This window comes from Alkalihalobacterium chitinilyticum (assembly GCF_029028005.1).
Classification (GTDB): domain Bacteria; phylum Bacillota; class Bacilli; order Bacillales; family Bacillaceae_F; genus Alkalihalobacterium; species Alkalihalobacterium chitinilyticum.
In genome coordinates this window covers 127,610-139,351 of the sequence record NZ_JAOTPO010000013.1, presented here as the reverse complement: position 1 = coordinate 139,351, position 11,742 = coordinate 127,610, and the positions used below count along the sequence as shown (strand labels likewise).

Annotated in this window: 11 protein-coding genes and 1 pseudogene; 9 read left to right on the top strand and 3 right to left on the bottom strand. The window is 39.2% G+C overall.

Going from position 1 to position 11,742, the window contains the following annotated elements:
• Positions 1-447: 447 nt before the first annotated feature.
• Positions 448-657 (bottom strand): hypothetical protein, encoded by a 210-nt coding sequence (locus N7Z68_RS17520; protein ID WP_275119768.1) that lies wholly within the window; start codon positions 655-657, stop codon positions 448-450.
• A gap of 589 nt (positions 658-1,246) precedes the next feature.
• Here N7Z68_RS17520 and N7Z68_RS17515 point away from each other — a divergent pair.
• The 3 genes from N7Z68_RS17515 to N7Z68_RS17505 all read left to right on the top strand — a co-directional run bounded on the left by N7Z68_RS17515 (position 1,247) and on the right by N7Z68_RS17505 (position 3,508).
• A complete protein-coding gene (locus N7Z68_RS17515; RefSeq protein ID WP_275119767.1) occupies positions 1,247-2,803 on the top strand; it encodes an acyl-CoA carboxylase subunit beta in 1,557 nt (518 codons plus the stop codon).
• Positions 2,804-2,960: 157 nt separating this feature from the next.
• Positions 2,961-3,227, top strand: a complete 267-nt coding sequence (locus N7Z68_RS17510; RefSeq protein WP_275119766.1) for a hypothetical protein — start codon at positions 2,961-2,963, stop codon at positions 3,225-3,227.
• Positions 3,227-3,508, top strand: coding sequence for a type II toxin-antitoxin system RelE/ParE family toxin (locus tag N7Z68_RS17505; protein WP_275119765.1), 282 nt, complete (start codon positions 3,227-3,229; stop codon positions 3,506-3,508). The genes N7Z68_RS17510 and N7Z68_RS17505 overlap by 1 nt, the downstream gene beginning before the upstream one ends.
• Positions 3,509-3,651: 143 nt before the next feature.
• Here N7Z68_RS17505 and N7Z68_RS17500 read toward each other — a convergent pair whose 3' ends face one another.
• On the bottom strand, positions 3,652-4,947 hold the full coding sequence (locus N7Z68_RS17500) for a Zn-dependent hydrolase (protein WP_275119764.1): 1,296 nt from the start codon (positions 4,945-4,947) through the stop codon (positions 3,652-3,654).
• Between the two features lie 421 nt (positions 4,948-5,368).
• Here N7Z68_RS17500 and N7Z68_RS17490 point away from each other — a divergent pair, with 421 nt between their 5' ends.
• Positions 5,369-6,589 carry a M20 family metallopeptidase gene (locus N7Z68_RS17490; RefSeq protein WP_275119763.1) on the top strand — a complete coding sequence of 407 codons (1,221 nt, stop codon included), beginning with the start codon at positions 5,369-5,371 and terminating at the stop codon, positions 6,587-6,589.
• Between the two features lie 1,013 nt (positions 6,590-7,602).
• Here N7Z68_RS17490 and N7Z68_RS17485 read toward each other — a convergent pair.
• The gene (locus N7Z68_RS17485) at positions 7,603-8,109 is read right to left on the bottom strand and encodes an Lrp/AsnC family transcriptional regulator (protein ID WP_275119762.1); all 507 of its coding nucleotides are present in this window, start codon (positions 8,107-8,109) and stop codon (positions 7,603-7,605) included.
• Between the two features lie 207 nt (positions 8,110-8,316).
• Between N7Z68_RS17485 and N7Z68_RS17480 the strand changes: the two genes are divergently transcribed.
• From N7Z68_RS17480 to N7Z68_RS17460, 5 genes and pseudogenes are all read left to right on the top strand, one after another.
• Complete coding sequence (locus tag N7Z68_RS17480) at positions 8,317-9,249, top strand: DMT family transporter (protein ID WP_275119761.1); 933 nt, start codon at positions 8,317-8,319, stop codon at positions 9,247-9,249.
• Positions 9,250-9,430: 181 nt separating this feature from the next.
• A complete protein-coding gene (locus N7Z68_RS17475; protein WP_275119760.1) occupies positions 9,431-9,637 on the top strand; it encodes a hypothetical protein in 207 nt (68 codons plus the stop codon).
• Positions 9,638-9,661: 24 nt separating this feature from the next.
• Positions 9,662-9,868 (top strand): annotated as a pseudogene (locus tag N7Z68_RS17470) (GAF domain-containing protein); the annotation flags it as partial.
• Positions 9,866-10,945 carry an ATP-binding protein gene (locus N7Z68_RS17465; RefSeq protein ID WP_308447233.1) on the top strand — a complete coding sequence of 360 codons (1,080 nt, stop codon included), beginning with the start codon at positions 9,866-9,868 and terminating at the stop codon, positions 10,943-10,945. The pseudogene N7Z68_RS17470 and the gene N7Z68_RS17465, both read left to right, overlap by 3 nt.
• 204 nt (positions 10,946-11,149) lie before the next feature.
• Positions 11,150-11,617 carry a DMP19 family protein gene (locus N7Z68_RS17460; protein WP_275119759.1) on the top strand — a complete coding sequence of 156 codons (468 nt, stop codon included), beginning with the start codon at positions 11,150-11,152 and terminating at the stop codon, positions 11,615-11,617.
• The last annotated feature ends 125 nt before the right edge of the window (positions 11,618-11,742 follow it).

The window sequence follows — 11,742 nt, the reverse complement described above, 5'->3', positions numbered from 1 at the left end:
GCTATAAAGTCTGGGATTTGATCCAAGCTGCGCTTAATCTATGAAATTTCGATACCTCACCTAAGCTACGCTTAACCGAAATTTGGAGTTTTGATCTTTTGGGGACTGAGAGGACCTTATTTCCTTAAAATTGACTCTATTTCAGCTATTAGGGAACTGAGAGGACCTTATTAGCTATGAATCTAGTGTCATGGGCTCTTTTTATGTAATATAAGGGCTTTTGAGTCCCCTAAACTTAAAAAAACTGCAGTTATGAACCGAATAAGCGCCTCTGGAGTCCACAAAACATTTTTCAACAATACGCTTCTACCAAGGCTGGCTCCAATTCAATAAAAAAATCACCTTCTCTTTATAAGAGAAAGTGATGGGCATGTACAGATAGATTGTCTCGGTTTCATAGTATAACTTCTTATCGTAACTGGGAGTTAAGATCTTTTGTTCAATTTCTTATTTCTTCTTTTTGGCAGGCTCAGCGTTCGCTTTGCCTTTTTTTACTTCAAACGTTACGTCTACATAATACTTCTCGTCAATGTTTTGAACAGTGGACACTTTAATTTTACGCCCTTTAATAGTTAAATTTTGACCTTCAGCTGGAACTTGTTGCATCAGCTGACATAATAATAGATCACTTTTGTTGTAAAAATAAACATTATACATTTGAAATCACCTATTTCATATGGGATGTGTTGCTAAGTGTGCTATGTCGTTTTCTTCTTATAAACTATTAAGGTTTAAGCACATTTAGAACTGAAACACATTATGAATTAGTAAGAAACTGATCCTACTTTGTGGCCTTGTGCACTTATCAGCTGAGTATGTGTGATCTCTATGAAAATCTCATCATCTATACTTAGAGTGAAATAGGTAACTGTTTTATTTTAAAGGAGTTAAACAAACAACAGTCGAGGGCAAAAATGATTCGAGTAGCATGTCAACTATAAAATAGGAATATACTTTTCTTTAAATACAGAATATTCTGATGTATAGTAGAATTGTAAGCTATGACTTAATAAAACCTTTAAATATTCCTTAATCATAGTACCCATTCTTCTAAAAAACACAGATCTATTCGAAAAATTCCTCAATGTAACTGTTACAGCAACTATTCTAATTTTCCATACTCAAATGAGAGAAACCTAAGTCAGCGTTTGTGAAGATCCAATACATAGGTTCTTCTGTAATCTTTTATCTCAATTTTTATTTTACTAGAAAAATAAATGGCTATTAAAAAGGAGGCAGATAAGCAGTGAGTTGGGAAGCAGAAATTCAAGAACTTCGGCGTAGAGAAGAATTAGCCCGTCAAATGGGAGGAAAAGAGCGGGTAGAAAAGTACAAGTCGTATGGCAAGTTAACGGTACGTGAGCGAATTGATAAGTTGCTAGATGAAGGGACATTTCATGAAACTGGCGCGATCGCTGGAAAAGCAAAGTATGACGAAGAAGGCAACTTAATTGATTTTACACCCGCTAATTTTATTTTAGGTACCGGTCAAATTGACGGTCGCAAAGTCGTTGTTGGCGGGGATGATTTTACGGTCCGAGGCGGGGCTGCAGATGGAGCGATTTTTGGAAAGCAAGTGTATGCTGAGCGGATGGCGCACGATCTTCAATTGCCAATCATTCGACTCGTCGATGGAACCGGTGGTGGTGGAAGTGTGAAGACGTTTGATACGAGTGGCCATACGTACATTCCAGTCAACCCGGCCTGGGATTACGTGGTCGCCAATATGGAACGGGTTCCGGTTGTCGCAGCCTGTATGGGGTCAGTCGCAGGTTTAGGCGCAGCACGAGTAGCTGCATCTCACTTTTCCGTCATGATTGAGGATACCTCACAATTATTTGTCGCCGGTCCACCGGTCGTTAAGTATGGGATGGGACAAGATTTGACGAAGGAAGAATTGGGTGGCATTCAAGTCCACCGTTCGAGTGGCGCTGTTGATAATGTCGCCAAATCTGAGGAAGATGCTTTCGATCAAATGCGGACATTTTTATCGTATCTTCCTTCGAATGTATGGAAGCTACCGCCTGTACTGGAATCAGGTGACTCGCCCGAACGCAGGGAAGAACGGTTGATTTCTTTTATTCCGAAAAATCGTCGTGCACCATATAAAATTCGTGAACTGCTGCCACTTTTGTTTGATAAGGACTCTATTTTTGAAATGGGTCGCTACTATGGTGGAGGTACCGTTACTTGTTTTGCTCGTTTGGATGGACATCCGGTCGGTGTACTTGCTCCGGATCCGTTTATTAATGGAGGTGGACTTACCGCTGATAGTTCAGAAAAACTGGAGCGGTTTGTGGACCTTTGTCAGACCTTCCATCTTCCAATCGTTAATCTTGTCGACCAACCAGGGATGGTCATTGGTCTTCCGTCTGAGAAGAAAGGCACGATTCGAAAAGGGGTACGAGCGATTTCTGCTGTTTACCAAGCAAAGGTGCCTATGATTGAAATTATTATGCGTCGCGTCTTTGGAGTAGGCGGCGCAGGAATGAGTAACGGGCATAGCTTAAACCAACGATATGCATGGCCGTCTGGTGATTGGGGCTCACTTCCGGTTGAGGGCGGTGTACAGGTGGCCTATCGTCGCGAGCTCGAGGCGAGTGAAGATCCAGATGCGCTGTTAAAAGAATTACTTGATCGCATGGAGTCGATCCGCTCACCATTTCGAACCGCAGAAGCGTTTGGAGTCGAGGAGATCATTGACCCGAGAGACACAAGACCACTTTTGTGTGAATGGGTGAAGGATGCGTACGAGCGTCTGCCGCAACAGTTGGGGATTTCACGTCATGGGATGCGGCCTTGATTTTAATGTTTTATGTTGTATTAGAGGGTTACCACTATTAACTCAACAATAAAATGTTCATTGCACTAGCCTGTCGAAACTATAAGAGTTTCGGTTAGACATTACATGAATACGTTATGGTATTATTAAAGAAAGGATCAAAATGGTGGTGAAAACTATGGGGAAAATCCTGTCTTCTGAAGAGCTAATGAAGTATATCTCTAATATGAATAGTGAGAATTCTATATTACAGTTTTCTATTCCTGGAAAAGGGAAATTTACACTTGTTCTACAAGAAGAAGATAAACAATCCATAAAGACTGAAGCTGAAAAAAATCCTGAGCTGAAACGTATGTTAAAGGAAAGTATGGAGCAGTACGAAAATGGACATGGCATCACTACTACAGAGTTATTAAGATCACTTTCCAAAAAGGACTTTATGTAATGCATGATCGAAAAGTTATCTGGTCTCCTGCTGTTATGGAAAAACTAACCATGTTTAGAAGTGAAAAATACACGCCTGAAGAAACATTTGACTTTATTTCTCAGATTATATTAGAAACTGAAGGTCTATTAGAGAATGATATTATTGGTAAATCTTATAATGAAGAATTTGGCAAATATAAAGGGATTTCAAGGGTAGTGGTTAAGAAATTTAGGGTTTATTACAAGTTAATTGATAATGATGTAGTAATTTTAGCCGTCCTTTTCCCAGGTGAAAACTAAACAGGCACTAGAATAACATAACCCAAGCCATGAAAAGGATCACTTCTCATGGCTTGGGTTTATTGTGTTACTTCAAATATCGTCATTTTTTCTAACACTCTAGGTCTAGCTTTGGTCAAAACTGATACTTTACTAAACACGATCTACTCATTCGCAAGCTTCCATAAAACATCCTTCATGACAGCAATTCCATCTACGCAATCGGATAAGTACGTGAATTCTTCGGGTGAATGACTTTTCCCGTTCACACTTGGAACAAAGATCATCCCAGCCGGAACATACTTTCCAACAATCATTGCATCATGTCCAGCGCCGCTCACTAAATGGCGGTAGGGGAGATCGTGATGGATTGCAGCTTCTTTAATATACGTCTGGATGTTTTCTGGAACAGGAACCGGTGGGATATTGGTCGGATTTTCATGATGTACGGTTAAGCCTCGTTTTTCAGCAATTTCATGTGCTTTTGCAACGATTCGTTCGTTTAGCTCAGACAGGGTATCGGTGTGAATGTCTCTCGCATCTACATTGACCGCTGTTTTCCCGGCGATGACATTCGTCCCGTTCGGGTAGACGTACATTTTACCGACAGTAGCAACTGCAGTTTCGTTAATTTGTCTTGGAAGTTTTTCAACTTCAAGAATAAACTCAGCAGCACCTGCCACGGTATCTTTTCGCATATGCATTGGCGTATTTCCAGCATGATCGGTTTCACCATAAAACGTAAAGGTGTGCCAAGATGGGCCGGCAATCCCAGTGACAATTCCAATCGTTTCTTCATTTAATTCTAATTGTTTCCCTTGTTCAATATGTAGCTCTAAAAAGGCGTAAATGTCTTCAGGCTTTCTAGGGTTTTCCCCAATGTTTTCCGGAGTTAGACCTTGTTGTCGCATCGCTTCGGCAACCGTTACGCCAACATCATCGTGATGAGCTTCTAATTCTTCATAATCAACTTCGCCCATCATTGCGCGGCTTCCGAAAATTCCATTTTTAAAGCGAGAGCCTTCCTCATTGACGAAAATGACAAATTCAATCGAACGTTTCGGTTTTTCTTTTTGTTGGATCATCGCTTCAATTGCCATTAGAGAACTTAAGCAGCCTAAAGGGCCATCAAAAGCTCCGCCATTTGGGACACTGTCAATATGCGAACCCGTCATGACTACCGGTAAATTGGAATCAGTTCCTTCATATCGCGCAAAAATATTTCCTGCAGGATCTTCTGTGACGGTTAGACCCGCTTCACCAATCCATTTTTTAAATAGTTCTTTTGCTTGTTTTTCCTCATCGGTATAGACAAAGCGGGTTACTCCGCCATCAGATGTTTTCCCGATGGCAGCTAACTCGTCTAAGCGATTTGCTAACACTTTGGGATCAATCGCTGGATAAGCTTTACATTTCTCTACATCTTGTAGTAATCGTTCTTTTGAAAAAACATTAGACAAACTACATCACTCCTTCATTATATAAAATAACTCCCGCTTCCAGGTCCTAACGGCAAGCCGAGGAAGTACAGGAATACGAATAAGACAACCCATGCTAATCCAAATCATATACTGTATCGTAGTAGGACTGCAATTAAAGAGCCCAGGCCTAAAGATTTATTTTGTAACGACGGGCTAATGCAAATATTATTGTAAAATACGTAAACATTGATAAGAGCGGTTTTGTTATCGAGTCTCTATTACGATAAGCAAGTTGTATAAAGACAAGGGCATAGGCTATTAAAAAATCAGGGTGAAGAATATTCGAAAAAGTAGTTACATTACATAAAAAATTCTACTATAATTTAGTGAAGCGAAACATTAATCTATTAAATTATATAACTATTTAGAAAAGATATAAATAAAAGAATGAGGGATCATATTGCATACGAAACTATTAGATCGACTAGAAGATTTATACCCTGAAATGGTAAAGCTGAGAAGATACTTACATGAAAACCCAGAGCTTTCATTTGAAGAAGTAAAAACACCAATTATGATCGCTGAATACTTAGAAGAGTTAGGAATTGAAGTAAAACGTGGTGTTGGCGGACGCGGGGTAGTCGGTATGATTCGCGGGGGAAAACCAGGGAAAACAATTGCTATCCGTGCTGATTTTGATGCCTTACCGATCGCAGAAGAAACGGATGTACCTTACAAATCAAAAGTACCTGGGGTTATGCATGCATGTGGCCATGATGCGCATACGGCTACATTACTAGGAATTGCAAAAGTGCTATCTGAAAATCGCGCGGAGCTAAGCGGAAATGTTGTTCTCATTCATCAATTCGCTGAAGAATTATCTCCTGGAGGAGCGAAGCCAATGATCGATGACGGTTGTTTGGACGGCGTCGATGCGATCTTTGGAACTCATATATGGTCAACAATGCCAGTTGGTGAAGTATCGTATTGCTCAGGACCGGTTATGGCAGCATCTGATGCGTTTGATATCGAAATTATCGGAAAAGGCGGTCATGGTGCCGCGCCACATGAGACGATTGACTCTATTGTTGTTGCTTCTCAATTTGTAACGAGCATTCAACAAATTGTCAGCCGGAACATGGACCCGTTAAAATCGGCTGTCATCAGTGTCGGTTCCTTCCACGCAGGGAATGCATTTAACGTAATCGCCGATAAAGTAAAACTTAACGGTACGGTACGAACGTTCGATCCAGCGGTCCAAGATGAAATTATTGAAAAACTCGAGCGCCATTTAAAGGGCGTTTGTGAGGCATCTGGTGCAACGTATACATTTGAGTATCGAAAAGGGTATCCAGCAGTTGTGAATCACGAAGCAGAAACAAACCATCTTGCTGAAGTGGCTAAAACAATTGTAGGGGAAGAAAACGTGAATAAGATGGACCCGATGATGGGAGGAGAAGATTTTGCCTACTACCTACAAGAGGTACCAGGTACCTTTTTCTTTACAGGCGCAGGAAATGAGGCGGAAGGGATTGTATACCCGCATCATCATCCAAAGTTTAATCTCGATGAAAAATCGATGCTCATTGCCGCCAAAGTTTTAACAAAAGCAGTAATCGCATATATGGAAGATGCGACAAACGGTATTGAGAGAGAAGAGCAAGTGGAAAATAAGGCCTGATGTAATTGCTAGGAAACTGATTCACTTTCAATTCTACTTCGCAATAGTACGATTGAAGTTTAATTGAATAGAGAAGAACTAGAGGGAAAAAGGACCGCTATATTTTTTGGGTAACTGAGAGGCATTCAGCTACAGGGGGCTGGCTATCAAAATTACAGATCGGTTTGAGCCAATGGTTACTGGTGAATGGTTAATAGTAATTTCCGGAAAGTTCAGGATGTTGGCATTGAAGCTCAAATCACAGGAGCACTGACACCAAAAGTTTGCAGGAGGCTGACGCTGACCAACGCCCCCGTAAATAAGAGGACTGAGAGGACCTTATTTTAAAGAAAACCACCTATTTGGAGTACTTCGAGGACTGAGAGGACCTTATATGGCTAAACTAAGCTAAAAACACCTTAAACTTTAGTAAATAAGGGTCTGTGGGTCCTCTAAACTGTATAAATGTCCTCTTTTTACCGAAATAAGGGCTTCTGAGTCCGCTTTTGTGTTGTTCAACAAAATTGTCTTCCTGATTATCATGTTCACCTTTTTCAGAAGTACAAACGAATAGAGCAAGCGGAAAATAAGGTGCGTTAAATTTTTATGGCACCGAGAGGACCTTATCTCCTCTAAATCTACCATTTTCACAAAGTTAGGGCACTGCGAGGACCTTATTTACCAAATCCTCTGTGTAACAACCGATTATTCAAGAGAATAAGAGCTTCTGAGGTCCCTAAACTCATGAAAACATAGTTTTTGTCACAAATAAAGGCCTCTGAAGTCCGCTTCCATCTTGTTCAACAGGATGGAAGCTTTTTTTATTCACTGAACTTACCCCAGTGCACTTCAAAATGTCCGTCCCAGTGTGTTCGACTAGAGTTACCTGCACAACAGAGAAAAAACACGGGCCTCCAACAAGATCGTACCGCACAACAGGGACCTACAGTGTCCTCGCCACGATCGCGCCCTCACACCCGAATTCCCACTGTTTCCTCTACACGATCCCGCCGCCTCAACAATCAATCACTCAATTACTCAAACTTACCCTCATCTACCTCATCACCATCCCAAATAGGTAGTACAGATGAATATTTTATCTCTCTTAGCCCTAAGCTGGTCTGGATTTTCGTGATCCCGAGCTTATTTAATTTGCGAATAAATGTCTGTAAGTCTCTACGGTCTTTATTCGCAACCTTTAACAGGTAGTCATATTCTCCGGTTAAGCAGTGGCATTCTAAAACTTCTGGCATTTGGCGAAATGCCTCTTCTAAAACATCTAATTTCTCCGAATGATGAATGTTAGAACTGATAAAAACAAAGCACAGCAAATCAAACCCTAATTTCTCAGGATTTAAGATCGCTACTTGTTGACTGATATACCCCTCGTTTTCCAACCGTTTAATCCTTGTGTGAACGGCAGGCGAAGACAAATTCACGCGTCTCGCGATTTCTGCATTGCTGACGTGTGCTTGTTTTTGCAAAATATCTAAAATTTGAATGTCTACTTGATCAAGTACTTTACTAACGATCGATTCCATTAAAAATCCTCCTTTAAATTATTCCAAATTCAGCTGATTAACTGCACCTGAACAGAAGAAAATAAACCATACAACCTATGAAACTTTAAAATATTTTAATTAATTCCTATTATACAAAACATTATTTTGTATTTGAACTATAAATGTTACAGTTATTAACATAAATAAACGAATTGGAAACGACTACATAATTTGGGGGAGTTTGAGGTGCGGTATTTTTATTTTGGATTGCTACTTTTGACGAGTTTTTTGTGGGCGGGTAATTTTATCGTAGGAAAGTGGCTTGTCGAGCATGCTTCTCCAATGACGTTAACAACACTGCGGTGGCTGATTGCTGTTTTGTGTTTACTTCCGATTGTATGGCGTGTAGAGAGGAAGCTATTACCTTCACGCAAGGCAGTCTTACCATTAATTTTAATGGGATTGACCGGCGTTGTGTTATTTAATGTTTTACAGTTTATGGCGCTAGAGCATACGTCGGCGACAAATGTAGGATTAATCTCGACCTTGATCGCGCTGTCGATCGCCTTTTGTTCGTTTATATTTCTAAAAGAAAAACTTACCTCATTTCAGGTTGCTGCGATGTTCATTTCTTTATTTGGTGTCTTGCTTGTTTTAACGAATGGCCATTTGGAATTATTATTTTCACTGCAATTTAATATAGGAGATGTCTTCATGATCGGCGCGGTTTGTATTTGGGGAATTTATGTTGTCCTCAGTAAGTGGGCGATGAATTACACATCACCGCTGATGGCGACATTGTATTCGGGAATTTTCGGACTGCTGATCTTATTCCCGTTTAATGTCTCTAATTTTACGGTGACCAATCTGAATGCGACCTTTGTTTATTCGATTTTATATACTGGTGCGATTTCAACCGTCGTTTGCATCGTATTATGGAATATCGGTGTAAAAAATTTAGGAGCATCGACAGCTGGACTTTTTCTTAATTTCAACCCCGTTTTTACAGTAATTCTAGCTTTTATTATACTAGGAGAACGAATGACTTTCATTCAACTCATCGGCAGTGTTATTGTAATTGCTGGTTGTTACTTATTTACATACTTTAAAGAGAAGGGCTATTCTTCTCGGAAACTACTGCAACATCTGCTGCAACGAAACGTAGGGCGGGCAAGCTAGCTGCTTTAATGTAGAAAACAAGTTTCACTTTATCCCTTTAACATAAAAAAACATAAAATTAATAAAGGAATTTAGATATTCATCTAGAATTATACTAGCAGGATTATCTAAAAATGATTTTACAATAGGGAACAATACAAAGTTCTCTATTTTTTTATTGTTGTAAAGGAGGTGAGATTGTATGAATGGAGATTATCAAACAAAAATGGGGCAAAGTCTAGAAGAGGCCGGGAATTACATTTTAGATTTGGTAGAAAAATTTATTCCTGTGAATACATTTTGTATTACGAGTATTTACCAAGAACAAAGTTATTTTATTAGTGTATTCAACAGGTCAGATACGATTGCCAGTTCAGGAGTAAAGATATCTGTATATGATGCCTACTGACACCTTTTATTTAGAAGTGGTCGGGAACCACTCATTATTAACGATGCCATGACGCATCCAGATACTTGTCATATGCAAATTTCACAGGACTTTCAGATTAAAAGTTTTTTAGGCGTCCCAATCTTCCGCAAAAATGGAGAGCTGTTTGGCAACCTATGTTGCTTTGATAAAGTTACCTATCATTTTACGAATGAAGATGTTTTATTGTTACAGACTTTATCGACGTTTATGACCTATGTCATAGAATTAGAAATACATAATACCAACAAAGAAATGGATTACGAACGATTATATAATAAAAATCAACTAGTTCTTGATTCCTTGTCTGAAGGGGTCTTTGGAATGGACCTCGATGGCCTTGTAACGTTCTGCAATCCCTCTACCTTAAAATTGGTCGATTACGCTTCAGAAGATTTGATCGGCATTAGTCCATTTAGCACATTTCTGAAAGGGAAAATCGGTGATAAAACAAACCTATTTTTAACTTTACAAGATGGTCAGACGCGAACACAGGACAACGGATCCTTTTGCCGAAGGAATGGTTCCTTTTTCCCAGTCGAGTATACAAGTAGTGCGGTTATAGAAAATGAAGAGATCGTCGGAGTCGTTGTCACTTTTAGAGACGTGACAGAGGAAAAACAGGCAGAGGAGCTCATGCTGAAGTCTGAAAAATTAAAGCTCGCAGGTCAATTGGCTGCTGGCATTTCCCATGAAGTTCGAAATCCACTGACGGCGATCAAAGGCTTTTTTCAATTGATAAAAACAACCGGCATGAACGATGACTATTTTAAGATAATCGATGATGAACTGAGCAGAATTGAAGATATCTCAGGTGAGTTGCTCATTCTGGCTAAACCACAAACAAATACCTATCAAGATAATGAATTGCATCAGTTGATTAAAGAAGTGGTACTGCTCCTTGAAACTCAAGCCATTCTAAAAAGCATTAAAATTAACACCTTCAATTTAAATGATAATTTATGGATCCATTGTGATAAATCAAAAATCAAACAAGTATTAATCAATTTAATAAAAAATGCAATTGAAGTCATGGACACAGGAGTTATTACGATAGAAGTGAGTCGCTCCAAAGAAGAGGCAATTATAATGGTTACCGATAATGGTCCGGGGATCCCAGCAGATCGGCTGCACAAAATCGGGGAACCTTTTTATTCAACAAAAGAAAAAGGGACAGGCCTAGGATTGCTAACGAGTTATAAAATTATCGAACACCATAAAGGGTCGATTCAAGTCAAAAGTCAAGTCGGTAAAGGGACCACGTTTACTCTATTCTTACCACTGACTTAACCTGTTTTCATTTCTAGTAAACCGATACTTTTAATCATCTAGTCACATGTAGTAGGGTAGCCACAAAAAAACGTGGTTACCCTAATTTGTGTTTCTCATCCCTGTTGTGGTTTGAATTTATACCGTATTGATAATCTTGCAAAACTTGGTATTCTTAAAGTAACATAGCAAATAAATTGGATGAGCCTGAATGGAGGGAATTGAGTGAGTTATAAAATGAAAAGAAAAGACTTGTTAACGAAAGAAGATATTTGGAATGCCGTCATTACTGTAATGGTAGAATTTAATTTCCCAACTGAAAATGAAGTGGCCAATGATACATACATTGTCTACAATTACTATTCTGAACTGGAAAGTGGCGGTCATGAAAGCTTGCTTAATTGGTTTTCATGGCACATTGAAGAAGTCGGTATCTCCAATTACCTAAAGGAACTAACTCGTATCCTAGAAAAAATCGGTGCTCACGATTACTCCAAGATAGAAAAAATGTATGGTGAAGAATTATGGAGATTATTTCAGGCGTTAGAAAACGGGGAAGAAGCAGAAGAAGATCTTTATGAAGTAATCGAAAAAGCGGATCAGGCTTATCATCAGGTTAATGGAAAACTAGATGAATTGTTAGAACGTTATTTTGTTCAAATTTACGAGAATATAATCGATATAGAAGAATAGTTTTTATTTAAGTATCGTAATTGTCTATAGTTCGGATTTATAGTTGATTATTTAATAAGTAATAACAATCAATACAACAGGCTGTTACGACTAGTTAGCAAACAAAACAAAGGGAACCTACAATT

Coding starts and splice junctions, on each gene's coding strand:
- N7Z68_RS17520 (WP_275119768.1), bottom strand. CDS start 657: ATGTATAATGTTTATTTTTACAACAAAAGTGATCTATTATTATGTCAG.
- N7Z68_RS17485 (WP_275119762.1), bottom strand. CDS start 8,109: ATGGAATCGATCGTTAGTAAAGTACTTGATCAAGTAGACATTCAAATT.
- N7Z68_RS17510 (WP_275119766.1), top strand. CDS start 2,961: ATGGGGAAAATCCTGTCTTCTGAAGAGCTAATGAAGTATATCTCTAAT.
- N7Z68_RS17505 (WP_275119765.1), top strand. CDS start 3,227: ATGCATGATCGAAAAGTTATCTGGTCTCCTGCTGTTATGGAAAAACTA.
- N7Z68_RS17475 (WP_275119760.1), top strand. CDS start 9,431: ATGAATGGAGATTATCAAACAAAAATGGGGCAAAGTCTAGAAGAGGCC.
- N7Z68_RS17465 (WP_308447233.1), top strand. CDS start 9,866: ATGACCTATGTCATAGAATTAGAAATACATAATACCAACAAAGAAATG.